The sequence below is a fragment of the Chitinophaga niabensis genome, from assembly GCF_039545795.1.
GTDB lineage: Bacteria > Bacteroidota > Bacteroidia > Chitinophagales > Chitinophagaceae > Chitinophaga > Chitinophaga niabensis_B.
Map to the genome: position 1 here is coordinate 2,907,354 of NZ_CP154260.1, position 15,520 is coordinate 2,922,873.

Sequence of the window (15,520 nt, forward strand, 5' to 3'; positions counted from 1 at the left end):
GGTTTAAAATTCTGCAGAAAGCCCTATTGTAAAGCTTCTTCCCGCAGGATACCCGTTAATGTCATCCCTTCCCAGCTGGCTCACCGTCTCAGGGTTGGGACCTGAGTATTTAGACAATACGGCTACGTTGTACAAGGTGCTGTATGTGCGCAACGTACGCAACCCGGCCCTTTTCATGAATCCGAAGTTGCGGAAGTTGTAGTTGAGCGTGATCTGGTTGATCTTGAAGTAAGTACCATCTTCCATAAACATGGTCTGGTCCATCCTGAAAGGCTGGATCTGCCTGTTACGGTAAGTGTAGTATACGTTAGGATATTGCGCACCCAGGTCTCCCTCTCCATTCCAGTAATTCACCTGGTCCAGGTCGTAAATATTCACCGGGCCGCCAATGCCGCCGCTGTAGGTGGTATTGTTGGGCTGCGTGAGGCGGAGCAAACGGCCTGCCATGGCATTGTTCAGTATATCACGTTTGATGGTGAATGAGCAGAAAACGTTCAGGGAAAAATTCTTATAACTGAAAGTATTGGAAAGACCGCCTACGGCGCGGGGCTCAGGATTACCAACGATCATATTATCCTCTGCATCATCCAGCATATAATCCCCGTTCACGTCTACCCACATAGGATCTCCTGCCGCAAAATAATAAGGTGTATTTCCTTTGCCATTCCTGTAACGTACACCACGTACAGGATCTACGGGCACCTGGTCATCAGACTGGTAAATACCTGTAGTTCTGAAAAGGAAGTTGGAAATGGGGTTATGACCTATTTTGCGTGCAAGGTCCTGGTAGTACGGCGCACCATCGTTGAAACGGAAAGACTCCAAACCTTCAGGCAGTGCCACCAGCGTACTCCGCGAAATGGCGCCGTTGGCCGTCACGGTCCACTGTAAGCCATCCGGCTTTTTGGAAGCAATAGGACGCAGGGTAATAGCCAGTTCATGCCCGTAATTCACTATCGCAGCACCATTCTTCTCTATTTTGCTGTAACCGGTCACGTCCGTAAGGGGAAGTTCCAGCACCATGTTGTACGTACGTTTGTAGTAAGTATCGTACGTAAATGTGATCCGGCCTTTGAGGAAGCTCATATCCAGCCCCACATCGTACTGGCGGGATTTCTCAGGCTGAAGGTATGGATTGGGCATAAGCCTGAACTCAGGTCCGATAGCTGTTTGATTATTGTAATCTGCATGCACCTGGTAAATACCCAGGGAGTTCACCTGGTTGGCAATAGGCCGGCTGTTGATGCCGTAGCTACCGCGCAATGATCCGTAATCGATGAAATGCAGGTTTTCAAAAAAGGCTTCCTTGCCAAAGTTCCAGCGCACACCCATAGCAGGGTTCACAGAATAGCGGCTGGAAAGACCTGAACTGGAATTACCGTCTGAGCGGTAAGAAAGATCCAGCACATACTTTGTTTTATAGTTGTACGAAATGAAACCGGCATACGATAACGCATGATAAAGACGGCTTACGGGCGTACCATTGGTGTTGATATTACCCGCATCGTTCCAGGGGTTGCCCGGGTAAAAACGTGGTGAATAACCACGGGGGCCCCAGTAGAAATCACTGGGCCCGTTGCGCATTTCACGCACGTGCTGCTCGTTCTCCATAATATTGGCCTCTGTGAAGAAGCTCACCAGGATGTTATGCCCCCGCTCTGTATTCTCTTTATTACTATTGAAATTATAAGCAAGGCCATTGCGGGTGTTCAGTTCTCCCCTGCGCCCGACAAAACCATACAACAGTGTTTGATTGTTGTTTGAGAAGCCCATGTTGAAACGGTCCCTTGTATCCGTATAATAATCATAAGAAGTGGTAGTGGTGAGGCGTAGTCCCGGGAACAGTTCATAATCCACGTTCAGATAACTACGGATATTCAACGTATTGTTATCATCCACATTTTCCAGGTAAGCCCTTAATTCCGGGAATTCGAGGAAGTGTGAAGGGCCGGGTAAAAGCGATGAGGAGAAGGCATTGCCGGCGCCATTGCCGGTGAGGCCGCCCCCGTTACCACGCTGCTTTTGCCCATAGGCGGCAAACAGCTGGCCGCTTACGCGCAGCCTTGTATTGGGCTGCATATTCAACTGCATGTTGAGGCTGTATTTGTTGAAGCCGGTGTTTTTGATAACACCCTGGTTCATCTGGTAAGCCAGGTTAGCCTTATAGTTCATCTTGGCGTTACCTCCACTGATCTGCAGGTTATTGTTGGTATTAACAGTGGTTTGATAAAAAAGCCCCTGCCAGTCTGTGCTGTTATTGTAAAAACCGTTAAGACTATCTGAAATAAACTGCGCCTCATCCAGTTGCCTGCGCGCTTCACGTTCACTTTCGCTGTAACCGAGAATAGCTGCAATACGGTACTCCCTTTCCTTCTGACCACCCCAAACAGAACGCAACTGCGGCGGCGTGTTGATGAACACACTATTGTTGGTACTGATGATAGGTACAGGAGAGTTACCACGCTTGGTGGTGATCACAATTACACCATTGGCGCCGCGGGACCCGTACAGGGAAGCAGCCTGCGCATCTTTAAAGATCTCTATGGACTCAATATCTTCAGGTGGCAATAATGCCAGCGGGCCGGTGGCTGCGCCGGGCTGCAACATGGACTGATCGATACCTCCATCATAATCTACCGGAACATTATCTATCACCAGCAAAGGATTGGAACTGGCCAGGAAAGCCTGGTCGCCACTGCCGGAGATATTCAGTTGTGAAATACCACGGATGGCAATAGTGCCACCAAAACCCGGTGCACCCGTAATGTTCTGGATGTTCATACCGGCTACCTTACCCTGCAGCAATTGCTCTAAGTTAGATACGGGTACGTTCTGCAGTTCCTTACCGCTAATGTGACTGGAAGCTCCGGTCATTGTTTCTTTTGTACGCGCCTGGTATCCTACTATCACTGTTTCCTTCAATCCTTTTTCGGATACCGCCAATTGTATATTGATCTCCGCTTTAGTGACCTTTGCTGTTTTGTCTTCATAACCTATAAAACGGAACAGCAGCACTTTTCCTTCCTCAATAGTAATCGTGTAAAAACCTGCGTCATTAGTTACCGCAATGGCTTTTTTTGCCGTCACATCCACAATGCTCACACCAGGTATGCCCGTATGCGATGTTGCATCTGTTACTCTCCCTTTTACCGTGATCTTTTGCTGGGCATAAGCCGTGCTGCAGGCAAAAAGCATCAGCGTTATACAGGCCCTTATTAATTTATGCATAGTTAGCTGATTTAAAAGTTGCGCATTAATCATCACTGAATTTTGGATTGATCAGGTAACGGAATACTACCGTCCATTCACCTGGTTCATGAATGCTGAACCTCATACCTATACTGCCGAATCTGCGGTAGCCGTAAGAAACCCTGCTGAAGGAAAAAATATATTCCGCCAGTTCATCTCCGGCAAATGATTCCGCCAGTACCGGGAAAGGATTGGTAATGTCGTAGGTAACCTGCATGCTATCTTTCGGGATCTGCCTGTTGAATCCGAATTTGATCCTCCGGTCAGTCATTTTGCTGAAGTAATAAAGGCTGTCCCAACGCTGGATATTGAAGGTGGAAATGGGAATGGGCAGGCTGTCCTTATCCACGAATTTGAAGGTCAGCTTATTGGCAGCACTACCTGTTTTAACGAAGTATACCCGTACGTTTTCCGCCTTGATCTCCCTGCCCTGTACATCCAGGTGCCCTGACATAACGGTAGGGCGGATAATACCGCCGGCATTATCTGCTTTGCGGATACCGGTAAGATCATCAAACTCATAGGGCTCGTAGGGCTTTGGACGGCGGAAGTCTAACATAAGGCCGGGGAATAAACGCTCTCCTGCCCCATTCTTTACCATTACATCAAAAAAGTATTTGCCATACTTTACTTTAGTTGAGTCTACCGGCCATACCACCAGTTGCCCGTTCTGACCGTTCAGGTCCAGGATAGGACGGCGTACGGTAATGCGTTTAGCTTCAATTTCCGCAATAGAAGTTTCGGCACCGGTGTAATACTGTTTCCACTGCCGGGTATCTACTTCTTCCAGCAATATGGGAGCCGGTTTACCCTCTGCCCGCGGAGATTGCAGTGTGAACTGCAGCGGCTGCGTAGAGTAGTCTGCATTGAAGATATCCACGAACACGTTCATACGCCCGAGGTTGGCTACAAACGTTTCTTTCTTGAAGTTCATATCCTTGCTCATGTAGTCTTTCACCACCGGCAGCGTATCCTTATAACACCCTGTCAGCAAAGCAATACTGCAGCAGGCGAGAAAGTATATTTTGATTCTGTTCATTTTCATAAGTTTATTATTTCGCAACAAAGATCACTTTGGAGATGTTGAAGCCTACGGCATCTGTTACTACTTTCAGCTGACGTTCTCCTGCGGTAAGCGTTACATCTCTTCTGATCAGGTCTGTATAGGTGGCATAATTGCCGGTCCTTGGCACGGTGAGCACAGTGCTCACATTGGTACCATCTATTTCAGCATGCACCTTACCGGTAGTATTGGGAGAGGATATACGGAATATGATATCGTACTTGCCCGTTTTCTGTATGTTCACCGTGTAGGAAGTCCATTCCCCCACTGCAAGGCTACCAATGTTAAATCCGCCCTCACCCGGGTTCAGCTCCGTATCAGGGCCTTCAAACGCGCGCATTACATGTTTGGCGTTGCCTTTGTTCTGCTCGTCTACATCTTTATAACCAATACCTTCACCACCCCAGTCAAACTCTGCAATAGGAACAGTGCCGGGTATTTGTAAAGGCGTACCGTGGAAAGGTTTGCGGAATTTGGGTACAAAACCAATACGCGACATGTTATGGCCCGCAGCATCTACCACATAAGTTGCCACGTGCTCTCCTTCCGTGAGTTGAACATCTTTTCCCTTCACCGTTACCCAGTTCTGATAACTGGTACCTTTAGGAATGTTCATCAGCCCCGTTACATCCACGCCATCTATTTCTATATGCTGGATACAGTTGGAGTTTGGTGTGGCCACGCGGGTATAGGAGCTGTAGAGGCCCGTATATTCTACCTTTATGGAATACTTCAGCCATTCACCGGGAAAGGTAAAGCCAATGTTGTAGGGGCCTTCTGTGCTAACGTCCGTATCCACCCCTTCTTCAAACCGGAACTTTCCATTTCCCCTGTTGGCAGGTTCAAAATCGTGATACCCCACTCCTTCGCCTCCGCGGTCGTAATAGGCAATATCTATGCTGCCGGTACCAGGTACAAGGAAGGGAATACCAAAGTAAGGAGAGCGCTGTGCCGGATAAGCCATTCCCAGGAAAGAAGAAAAGCCGAAAACGTGCCTGGGCTCCAGCATGTGCACAATACCGTTCGTTGTTTTTATATTGGCAGATTCAGTAAGAGCGGATACCCAGAATTTGATGAGCCGGGAATTGTTCTTATCGCTGTACTGGATCACCATGGAACCACCGTTATCGATACCGGAAGCTGTAGTGCTGATAGCCTTGGCGCTCATTTCGTATTCATAAGCGTTCACCAGGGTCACGCCATCTCCTCTACGCAGGGAATCCAGGCTGTAAATGCCCGATATCATGTAGCGGTTCAGCAGGGTATCCCAAACACCGGTGCTCACACTATCTACCGTCCAGTTAGGTGCTTCACCACGTTTTTTTCGGATGAAATTGAGGTTGTCCATTGCTGAAGCGATGCTGAAATCCTGCGGCGCAAAAAAAGTATTGTTGCCGGTTTTCAGTTTTTCAGCGATACCTGTTTTATTAAGCAGATAAAGCAATGTATCATACAGGCCGCTTTGGTTGGCCTGTTTAATAAAATCATAACTATTCATTTTCACGTCCCGCACAGGTTCCATATTGCGGTATTCATTATTCTTCCGGCAGCCGGCAGCCATGACCAGCAAGGCGGCAGCGGCGAGTATATGTGTTGAGGAAATTATTCTTTTCATAGTGTATAATTATTTCCAGTATGAATATTGCGTAAGCTGAGGATTGAGGCCGAGTGTGTTTTTAGCCAGGGGCCAGTATGCCCCGCCGTTCTGCACATCTGCTGCTGAGAGTTTGCTGTAAGCCGGCACTTTGCCAAAGCTTATCAGATCAAACCAGCGCCATCCTTCCCCGATCAGTTCACGGCGGCGTTCTGCCAGGATAAGATCAAGCAGTTCCCCTTCCGTTGCGGTAGCCGGCACTTCTTCAATATACCTTCTTGCACGCAGCGTATTCAGCTCCGTGCGTGCGGCGGGCAGGTTTTTAGTACGTGCATAACATTCCGCACGCAGCAGCGATAATTCCTCAAACCGGAAAATCACAATGGCAGCGTTGAAGAGCCGCAGTGGAGGATTACGCACCTCACTGGCCAACATGCGCAGCTTGTAGAACATAGGTTGCACACTCGTCATGTCCGTAAAGAAGATAGAAGCGCGTACATCAGATGCGCTGCTATAAATGTTGAGAATGCTGTCTTTTGTTACATAGATCTCTGCTTCTGCTTTAGGTACATCAGGGGAACGGAGGGTCCAGTATTCCAGTTGGCCGGTAGTGGATATTTCCGCATGGTCTATGTTGAAGTCCAGCTGGAAAATATTCCAGTTGGTGCGGCCGCGGAAAGTTGAGCCGGAAGTACCACTGGGTGCAACAAGCATGTTGTTGTCCGTCACGTACTCGTAAGAGTTGCGCGCCTTGTTATCCAGGATAATATTGATGTAATTCAGCGCATTCACATAATCTTTCTTCCAGGCGGCAATATGTGCTGCCAGGTCGTAGCAGGCGCCACGGGTGGCAAGGATACTTTGCCAGTGAGATCCGCCCTGCCCACGATAGGTGCCCTGTTGCTCCGGATTAGTGCCATCAAACTTCCAGGGCAGATCTTTAGCAGCAGCCAGCACTTCCCCCATCGCAAAATCCAGCACTTTGTTCCAGTCTTCCCGGGTGCTGGCCGTAAACTCTCCTTCAAATGGTGCTGTTATAAACGGCACATCTCCCCAGACACGCACAATGTAGAAGTAGGTAAAAGCCCGTATAAAACGTACCTGCGCCATATCCAGCTTCATTTCTGAACGGGGGTAGCGGTTATCCTGTTCCGTAATGCCCGGCAGTTTGCTGAGGGCAAGGTTGCATTGCGCAATAACAGCGTAGAACCTGCGCCAATCTCTCCAGGCATCCATGGCCGGGTAGTTGGAGGTAAGATTACTTGAACGCAGGGCTTGCAGGTCCCCGCGTTTGGTAACGGTAAAATCTCCGCCACGCATATCTCCATATGCCCAGTACGCATTCTCATTGGCCATCGCAGCACGTAACAAACTATAACAAGCAAAGCTGCCAGCCCATGCATCGTTCTTTGTCTTCCACATGTTCTCTTCAGTTACAGCACGGGTAGCGTCCACGTCCAGCATTTTTTTACAGGAAAGCCATCCGGTTGCCAGCAGGCACATCAGGCTGCCTATCCATATATATCGCATAAGATCAGTTTTAATTATTTGAACTGTAAGTTGAAGCCCAGGGTATAACTCCTTGGCGCCGGCATATTGTACACGCCCTGGTCATACCCGAAGTAATCAAAGGCCTCGGGATCGCCACCGGAGTAGTTAGTGATAGTGAAAAGGTTATTACCGGTCAGGAATACACGCAATTGCTGTACACCTTTCTTTTCCATCCAGGCGCCTGAAAAATTATAGGTAAGTGAGAGAGAACGTAGTTTCACGTAAGAAGCCTTTTCGAGGAACAGCGTTTGCTCTGCCTGGTAGGCCCTTACCGGGCTCCATGGATTGTAACGGTACATGCCGTCCACATCTCCCTTAGGTCTGGTCCAGTATGCAAATTCTTTTACGCCATCAATATCATCCACCCCTTCGTGGTTCACAAAGTCAAAACGGTCTGCCAGCGCTTTATTGAGCAGCTTTCTGCCAAAGGCGTAACTAAAGAGCATGTTAAGTTCAAAGTGACGGTAGCGCAGGTTATTGGCCCAACCTCCCTGCACTGCGGGGTTGTGGGTGCCAGTAACCACACGGTCTGCATCATCAATGTTATTGTCGCCATTCACATCCCGCCATTTTGGATCGCCGCCTTTCATAGGCAGCCCCTGATAGCTCATGCCCGGGGGCACATCAGCATCCGTTTCATAGATACCATCGTTAATGAGCAGCCAGTATTTGTCTACCGGTTTGCCTACTAAAAAGCGGCGGTTGCCCAGCAGCACTTCTGTTCTGCCGCCTGGCAGCCTCAGCAGTTTTGTTTTGTTAGCAGAAGCATTCAACGCGGTAGACCAGCCAAAGTTTTTATTATTTATAACAGTGGCTTCAACGCCCAGTTCGCCGCCATAGTTGGCGATATCCATTCCATTCATCAATACACCGGTATAACCACTTTCCGTCATAGCCGGTACTTTGATGAGCATATTTTTATCCTGCCGGCTATATACATCTACAGAAATATTCACCCGGTTATTGAGCACACCTATATCCAGCCCGCCGTTCAACTGATCTGTATATGCCCAGCCAATACCGGAGGAAATATACCCCAGCTCATACGCTGCATTCAGCACGGGGAAACCATTGTAAGTAGCCATGTTCGGAGTTCCCTCCCAACCTGCTTCCACATTGTACACAGGGCCGCCTTTGTAATAATCATCATGGAACACTTTACCTGCGCGGCCTGCACTTGCTCTCAGGCGGAGGTTGCTGAACAGGCGGCTCCCCTGCATGAATTGCTCACCGGATATTTTCCAGGCAGCGGAGAGCGTGGGGAATAATTTCCAGCGTTCATCCTCACTCACGTTGGATGAGCCATCCTGCCGCAGGTAGAGATCGAAGAAGTATTTATCCTGCAGATTGTAGTCAATGTCTGCATAAAAAGATGCAAGGTTGGTTTTCACCCTGTCCTTATAATTGGCAGTAAGGCGCAGGTTGTGGGAAGCGCCGGGTTTGTTATCGTTGTTACCGGGCTGATAGATCTGTATGTAATCGCTTTTCCCTTTAAAAGCGCGGCCATACATGTATTTCCACATATCCCACTGGTTGTATTGGCCCAGGGTAATGGAAAGATGCTGATCCTTTTTTTGCAGCGGCGTTATTTCCAGTGAATTGTCGAATACCAGGCGGCGGTGCAGCCCATCGTAGTTGGACACAAAGTTGTTTCCGTCATTTACAGTAGAAGGAACAAACAGGTCCCTGTAGTTTTGCCCGTGGTCAATACCAAAACGGGAGTTCAGCTTCACGTAACGTCCAAATGTATATTGCAGTGTGTTCAACACCCGCACATTTGTATTCCTGTTCTTGTCAATACCTTTTTCCAGGTAGCTGAAATATTGATCTACCTGTGATGCACTGGAGGATGGGGGTTTATCAAGACTGAGGATATAGTCTTCGTCCCCCATTCTGTCCCGCAGCAACTGCGGCCTGTCGCGGTTAACTACCGCGGCACTGATAAAGGTGCTCCACTGGAGGTTTTTCACCGGTACCACGTTAATGCCGAAGTTCACATTGTAACGGCGCATCGCTGTTTTTTCCGCTACGCCCTGCTCAGAGGCCTGGCCTACGCTGAAACGGAAACTCGCCAGCCTGTTGCCACCACTTACAGCCGCCTGGAGGCCGGTGGACCAGCCATTACGGTAGTAGGCATCATCCCAGTCAGCGTTGCCGTAATAAGTAGAGTTGGTGGAGTCTCCGAGATAACCGGGAAAGCTTCTGAACTGTTCTTTACTGGCATAGCGGTCATAGAACTGCAATCTGAAATCGCGTTCCCAGCGGCCATTGATCACATCTACCGAAGGTTTCACGGAGATGCCTGCATAGCCGTTCACTTGCACTTTCAGGTCTCCGCTGCGGGGACCAAAGGTGGTGATATTGATCACGCCGTTGGAGCCTAAGGGTCCAAATCTGGCAGTGGCGCCAGCATCTTTCAGCACTTCAATGCTTTTAATGTCGTTCACATTCAGGAAGGAAAGCGGGTCAATTTCTGTACCCATGCGGTTGAAATCAAACCTTTGTACATCGAATGCAAAAGCATGCTCTGTAATGAGCGGCATGCCATCTACAACATACACGGGCTGGGCACCGAACAGGTCACCGTTTTTAAGCAGCAGGCCGGAAGCACCACGTACAAAGGCACTGCTGCGTTTGCCAGGTTCTGCGGTGGGAATGCGCACATCCACACCATTGGCCCTTCCAAGCAACATTTGGTTTATACTGGTGTAAGGGAGCTTCATCACTTCGTCCATCGGCAGCCTGCTAACGGCGCCGCCTGTACGTAAAAGAAGTTCGCTGTTAGGAAGGTACCCTATCGTGTCCCTGGCTTGCAAAGCCATTCTTTTCAGGCGCTCAACAGCCTCTGTGCTGCCCGCCGTTCCGGTAGAGTCTACTTTTTTATACAGCTTTTGCTGCGCCATGGCGCCCGCTCCCAGCATGAAGAGCCCCAGTAGTAAGGTGGTGCGCTTCCCCGAATTTGGGTAGAGATATATCATAGTGTAGATTTGTTTTACAAACAAAAAAGCCTCATCCCGCTCCTGCGACAAAGCATAGCCGGAACATTGAAAACAAAGAATACCCTTCCCCGTTATGCAGAAAGCATAACAAGGCCGCACCGCAAATTATGAGGCACGCGAAACCGCCACAGCAAGCAATGGTGTGCGTTACCGGACGTGGGGAAATATGTATACGGAAAAATTAACTTTTCACCTGCACAAGGGATCTCACATTGAAGTTAAATTTCGGTTTTAGAGGGTACCAACAGCGTACTTGTGCGAGGTACTAGTGTGTAAAGAAACTCTGCATTTTTTTTAGTGTTTAACGTGGTGACAAGATTCTAGTTAGGCTCTACTCTACTACTAAAACGATTTTGCGTTGATCTAATACCTTGGATAATGAGGTGTATCAATGTTGTAAGATACACAACCTATTATTCTGTGTCAATATGCAGGTGTATATCGTGTATAAATTATACAGCCATCAGCCAAAATATTACAATCTTCCGTTAATAAAACACTAAAATTGTCTTCCTAACGGTTTAAAATTATTTAAAAGGATTTAAAGTTAGGTACTTCCTCAATTAAGTTATTGTTATCAGCGCTTCAATAATATAAAGAGGGGCATTAGTACCTGATATAGACTAAGAAGGAGAAGAATATTTGTAAGAATCCAAAATTCTATGGAGGGCCCGGGCTTTAGGCCTTATGCATTAACTAAAATCTCTACTTCGCAGTTATCAATATTGCCTTTCGATTTCATGTGCTCATAGGCAGCAGATGATACAACCAAACATCCTTCTTCATCTATAAAAAAGTCATCCTCAGGCAATCCGTTAATATAGAGCCATTTGAATTTGGGAACATTCTTATTCCCGTTAAGATCATAAAAAAGCGGAGAAAACTCTATCTCGGCATTCCGGATACTATATCCTTTCAGGGATGTGCCTTCCAGCTTATTTAATAATTTCTCTGTGACCAGGAAAAAGGAAGAACAGGCGATCAGGTCATCTCCAAACCAATCATCAAAAATGAACTGAACGTGGGTACCCGATACTGTTTTACTGCCCAATTGACCAGGGGTATCTGGTTTCAATCTATAGTATCCTCTGCTTAGCATTGTTTGTTTTTTCTTAAGTTAGGTGCTGCTGCTGCTATTTGGGGCTAAGGCATGGATTTACTTAATCTCGATTACATTCTAATTTTTTGATATAGGACTCAATCTCTGCTTAAGGTCATAAAAGTAGCGAAATTTAACCATTTCAATAATTTCTTTCTAAAGGCTTTATAGACCATACGATTTAAGCCCCATCAATGCGTCCTTCAGTTCCTGATATGCCCCACGGAAGAAAAGAACAAAGTACGCTTCCAGGTCCGGCATGTTATGCACCTTATAAATATCTACCCATTTCACCATCTTACTCCTACCCAAACCCAGGAATCCCTTTTTCTCCCGCATGTACACCAGGCCCAGCAGGAATACCGGCTTATCAGGATTTCCTTCGATAGAAACCCACAATATCTTTTCATCCGCTTTATTAACAGCAGAAAGTGTAGGAGATACCCCGCGCTGTTCGCTGTTGGCTTTTTCCAGTTCCCCTTTCCATGGAAAGCGTTGCAGTACCTGCATAAATCCTGTAAAATCGATGGGGCCTTTTTCGTCCACTTGCAGGAAATCGTATCCCGCCAGCTGAATGTCATATGTGATCATAGTATTGGCGATTTAATGCGGCAACTTTTCTTTAAACCTCCCATACACCCAGGTTCCTGCCACTGCACTCAGCAAAGTAACGATCACCACGGTAAAGCCGCTTCCCACCTGCGCAAATAAAGGCCCTGGGCATGCGCCTGTAATGGCCCATCCCAATCCAAAGGTGAGTCCGCCAAAAATGTTACCTTTCGTAAATGGTTTCTTCGGTAAAACGATCGCTTCCCCGGAAATGGTACGGATACCCAACTTTCTGATCAGCAGTACACCCAGCATGCCGGTGATCACTGCACTGCCTATTACACCATACATATGGAAAGATTCCAGGCGGAACATTTCCTGGATACGGAACCAGGAGATAACTTCGGATTTTACCAGTATGATGCCGAACAGCATACCAATGAGCAGGTATTTCAGGTTTTTCATAAAAGCAGCCATTTCATCAGGTGAGGTAATACCAGGTTGGTCATTATAAAACCACCGGCCATAAAACAGATCGTTGCTACCAAAGAAGGCCATTGCAGGGTGGAAAGGCCCATAATGGAATGCCCGGAAGTACAGCCATTGGCATACCGGGTACCAAAACCTATCATAAAACCGCCGATGACAAAGAACAATAAGCCAACAGGACTGGCAATATTGCCCCAGTTGAAAATATCGCCGGGCATCAGTTCATCAAATTCCTGCACGCCCTGCGCCTTTAAAGCGTCTATAGTGGCCGGGTTTAACTGTACAGGTTCCCCGTTGTGCATAAATGCGAGGCAAAACACAGCCCCCAGGGCTATTCCTCCTACAAAAAATAAATTCCAGCTTTCTTTTTTCCAATCATAATTAAAAAAAGGAATTTTGCCGGGGAAACAGGCGGCGCAGATATGCCGTAAAGAAGAGGAAACACCCAGGGCTTTGTTACCTATGATCAGTAACAAGGGTACGGTTAGCCCGATTAATGGTCCTGCTACATACCAGGGCCAGGGTTGGAGAAGAGGATTCATGTATTAAAAATAGAAATAAATAATCAAGGTTCAACATGCAAAACATTCTTAAGCAATTTAACATTTCAGCTGTTAACAGTGGCGTATCAACCGGCGCTGTATGGATGGACGCAGGCGGCCCGCAACTGACCTCGTTTTCACCGGTAGACGGGAAAGAGATAGCCTCCGTTATAAGCGCTGCCCGCGAAGATTATGATGCAGTAGTGAAAAAAGCGGCTGAAGCTTTCCAGGCATGGCGCCAATGGCCAGCCCCCCGCCGAGGAGAAATTGTACGCCAGGTTGGTGAAGCCTTGAGGACCAATAAAGAAGCTTTGGGCAAACTCGTTTCCTACGAAATGGGTAAAAGCCTCCAGGAAGGATATGGTGAAGTACAGGAGATGATAGATATCTGCGACTTTGCAGTAGGCCTTTCCCGCCAGCTGCATGGCCTCACCATGCATTCTGAAAGGCCGGGGCACCGGATGTATGAACAATGGCATCCCCTGGGTATTACTGCTATTATTTCCGCCTTCAACTTCCCCGTAGCCGTTTGGAGCTGGAACTCCATGCTTGCCTGGGTATGCGGAGATGTGTGCATCTGGAAACCGTCTGAAAAAACACCACTGACAGCACTGGCCTGCCAGCACATCACCGGAAAAGTATTTGCAGAGAACGGTGTACCGGAAGGTGTATCCTGCCTTGTAGCAGGAGGCCGCGAAGTGGGAGAATGGATGGCGAAAGACACCCGTATTCCACTGGTATCTGCTACAGGTTCCACACGCATGGGTAAAAGTGTAGGCGCTGCCGTTGGAGAACGTTTAGGCAGGTCATTACTTGAATTGGGAGGAAACAATGCGATCATTATTTCCAAAGATGCAGACCTTGATATGAGCCTGATCGGTTGTGTGTTCGGAGCAGTGGGAACAGCAGGGCAACGTTGCACATCCACCCGCAGACTGATCATTCATGAAAGTGTGTATGAGTCCTTCAAAGCCAAACTGGTGAAAGCTTACGCGCAGCTTCGTATAGGCGATCCGTTAAATGAACATAACCATGTTGGGCCATTGATCGATAAACAGGCAGTAGATGCTTATTTACAGTCCATCGAAAAATGTAAAGCTGAAGGTGGAAAATTTGTAGTGGAAGGTGGTGTATTGGAAGGAGCAGATTATGCTTCCGGCTGTTATGTAAAACCAGCCATTGCTGAAGTGCAGAATAGTTACAGCATTGTGCAGCACGAAACCTTTGCACCCATTCTCTACCTGATCAAATATAAAACACTGGAAGAAGCCATCGCCCTCCAGAACGATGTACCACAGGGGCTTTCATCTGCTATCATGACGGTGAACCTGCGGGAAGCAGAACAGTTCCTTTCCCAATCCGGATCAGATTGCGGTATCGCAAATGTAAATATCGGTACTTCAGGTGCTGAGATAGGTGGTGCGTTCGGAGGAGAAAAAGAAACAGGCGGAGGCCGTGAAAGTGGCTCTGATGCATGGAAAGCTTATATGCGCCGGCAAACAAACACCATCAATTACACAGATAAACTCCCGCTTGCGCAAGGTATAAAATTCGACCTGTAACAGTTGTAGGGAAAAAAGTAAATATTGATATCTAAAATTAGCGGGGTTGGAGAACCCCGCTTTTTCGTTAAACGGAAACCATGCTTATGAGAAAGAATACTGGTACTGGGAAGTATCCAGTTATCCTCTCTGGGTATAAATATTACACTTTTTTTTGAAAATTCATATTCAACTTTTGTGCTACTGCCTGCCCTATTTCCAAAACATTGACGATCAGCACCTCATCAAACACGCCCCTATTGGATTTCAGCTCCTTTTCACGGATCCCCAGGATGCCTGCCATTTTGATAATACTTTTGCCAGGAGCGCATACAACGATCGTTTTCCCGTCATTTGCCTCCATCATGGTCTTCAGAATATGCTCCATAGCCTCCATATTATCCATCGTAGCATCCCGGTAATACTGCACCTGGCACTTCTTGGATTGCGCCAGCGGCTCTACTGTTTTAATAAGGCAGGGAGAATAGGGTGAATATACTGCCCCTATTTCCATATCCTTTAGGAATCCTGCCAAATGTGCGGATTGCTGCTTACCGGTCAGGCTTAAACCCGGCTCGCCTCCATGAGTGGCTGTTTCAGCACAATTCACGAATATAACGGTGGTCGGAGCCTTTCCAGGTGTTCGCATCGAACACACTGCGCTCCAGATTAGAAGTAAAAGAAAACTTGTACGTAACATGGCGGAAAATTTAATATGTGATATAAAAAGCTAAATTTTAAGTCTTTTAGTGAAGCAAATGTTAAACCGACAGGGAGGTATAGATTTATACCTGATATTTGCCCTTTTTTTCCCGGAGAGATCTTGGCTGAGAAGCGGTTGACC

General features: G+C 47.5%; 11 protein-coding genes. 1 reads left to right on the forward strand and 10 read right to left on the reverse strand.

Annotated features, from left to right (window positions below):
- Positions 1 to 3: 3 nt before the first annotated feature.
- From AAHN97_RS11405 to AAHN97_RS11445, 9 genes are all read right to left on the reverse strand, one after another.
- Positions 4 to 3,228, reverse strand: a complete 3,225-nt coding sequence (locus tag AAHN97_RS11405; RefSeq protein ID WP_343307736.1) for a SusC/RagA family TonB-linked outer membrane protein — start codon at positions 3,226 to 3,228, stop codon at positions 4 to 6.
- A gap of 25 nt (positions 3,229 to 3,253) precedes the next feature.
- Positions 3,254 to 4,288: a DUF5007 domain-containing protein gene (locus tag AAHN97_RS11410; RefSeq protein WP_343307738.1), complete on the reverse strand. Its 1,035-nt coding sequence runs from the start codon at positions 4,286 to 4,288 to the stop codon at positions 3,254 to 3,256.
- Between the two features lie 13 nt (positions 4,289 to 4,301).
- A complete protein-coding gene (locus tag AAHN97_RS11415) occupies positions 4,302 to 5,927 on the reverse strand; it encodes a carbohydrate-binding protein (protein WP_343307739.1) in 1,626 nt (541 codons plus the stop codon).
- 9 nt (positions 5,928 to 5,936) lie between these two features.
- Complete coding sequence (locus tag AAHN97_RS11420) at positions 5,937 to 7,436, reverse strand: RagB/SusD family nutrient uptake outer membrane protein (protein WP_343307740.1); 1,500 nt, start codon at positions 7,434 to 7,436, stop codon at positions 5,937 to 5,939.
- A 14-nt stretch (positions 7,437 to 7,450) separates the two neighbouring features.
- Positions 7,451 to 10,435, reverse strand: a complete 2,985-nt coding sequence (locus AAHN97_RS11425; protein WP_343307741.1) for a SusC/RagA family TonB-linked outer membrane protein — start codon at positions 10,433 to 10,435, stop codon at positions 7,451 to 7,453.
- A gap of 706 nt (positions 10,436 to 11,141) precedes the next feature.
- Complete coding sequence (locus AAHN97_RS11430; RefSeq protein WP_343307742.1) at positions 11,142 to 11,555, reverse strand: hypothetical protein; 414 nt, start codon at positions 11,553 to 11,555, stop codon at positions 11,142 to 11,144.
- 165 nt (positions 11,556 to 11,720) lie between these two features.
- Entirely contained in the window at positions 11,721 to 12,146 is a 426-nt protein-coding gene (locus tag AAHN97_RS11435; RefSeq protein WP_343307743.1) for a hypothetical protein, read from the reverse strand.
- 12 nt (positions 12,147 to 12,158) lie between these two features.
- The gene (locus tag AAHN97_RS11440; protein WP_343307745.1) at positions 12,159 to 12,569 is read right to left on the reverse strand and encodes a DUF6691 family protein; all 411 of its coding nucleotides are present in this window, start codon (positions 12,567 to 12,569) and stop codon (positions 12,159 to 12,161) included.
- A complete protein-coding gene (locus AAHN97_RS11445) occupies positions 12,566 to 13,135 on the reverse strand; it encodes a YeeE/YedE family protein (RefSeq protein WP_343307746.1) in 570 nt (189 codons plus the stop codon). The genes AAHN97_RS11440 and AAHN97_RS11445 overlap by 4 nt, the downstream gene beginning before the upstream one ends.
- A 35-nt stretch (positions 13,136 to 13,170) precedes the next feature.
- On the opposite strand from AAHN97_RS11445, the gene amaB reads away from it, so the two are divergent.
- Positions 13,171 to 14,697, forward strand: a complete 1,527-nt coding sequence (gene amaB / locus AAHN97_RS11450; RefSeq protein WP_343307747.1) for an L-piperidine-6-carboxylate dehydrogenase — start codon at positions 13,171 to 13,173, stop codon at positions 14,695 to 14,697.
- Positions 14,698 to 14,839: 142 nt separating this feature from the next.
- Here amaB and AAHN97_RS11455 read toward each other — a convergent pair whose 3' ends face one another.
- The gene (locus tag AAHN97_RS11455; protein WP_343307748.1) at positions 14,840 to 15,376 is read right to left on the reverse strand and encodes a hypothetical protein; all 537 of its coding nucleotides are present in this window, start codon (positions 15,374 to 15,376) and stop codon (positions 14,840 to 14,842) included.
- Positions 15,377 to 15,520 lie beyond the last annotated feature (144 nt).

Bases quoted from the DNA above. Each gene is read 5' to 3' on its own strand.
- AAHN97_RS11435 (WP_343307743.1), bottom strand. From the start codon at position 12,146: ATGATCACATATGACATTCAGCTGGCGGGATACGATTTCCTGCAAGTG.
- AAHN97_RS11440 (WP_343307745.1), bottom strand. From the start codon at position 12,569: ATGAAAAACCTGAAATACCTGCTCATTGGTATGCTGTTCGGCATCATA.
- AAHN97_RS11405 (WP_343307736.1), bottom strand. From the start codon at position 3,228: ATGCATAAATTAATAAGGGCCTGTATAACGCTGATGCTTTTTGCCTGC.
- amaB (WP_343307747.1), top strand. From the start codon at position 13,171: ATGCAAAACATTCTTAAGCAATTTAACATTTCAGCTGTTAACAGTGGC.
- AAHN97_RS11420 (WP_343307740.1), bottom strand. From the start codon at position 7,436: ATGCGATATATATGGATAGGCAGCCTGATGTGCCTGCTGGCAACCGGA.
- AAHN97_RS11410 (WP_343307738.1), bottom strand. From the start codon at position 4,288: ATGAACAGAATCAAAATATACTTTCTCGCCTGCTGCAGTATTGCTTTG.
- AAHN97_RS11425 (WP_343307741.1), bottom strand. From the start codon at position 10,435: ATGATATATCTCTACCCAAATTCGGGGAAGCGCACCACCTTACTACTG.
- AAHN97_RS11445 (WP_343307746.1), bottom strand. From the start codon at position 13,135: ATGAATCCTCTTCTCCAACCCTGGCCCTGGTATGTAGCAGGACCATTA.
- AAHN97_RS11415 (WP_343307739.1), bottom strand. From the start codon at position 5,927: ATGAAAAGAATAATTTCCTCAACACATATACTCGCCGCTGCCGCCTTG.
- AAHN97_RS11455 (WP_343307748.1), bottom strand. From the start codon at position 15,376: ATGTTACGTACAAGTTTTCTTTTACTTCTAATCTGGAGCGCAGTGTGT.
- AAHN97_RS11430 (WP_343307742.1), bottom strand. From the start codon at position 11,555: ATGCTAAGCAGAGGATACTATAGATTGAAACCAGATACCCCTGGTCAA.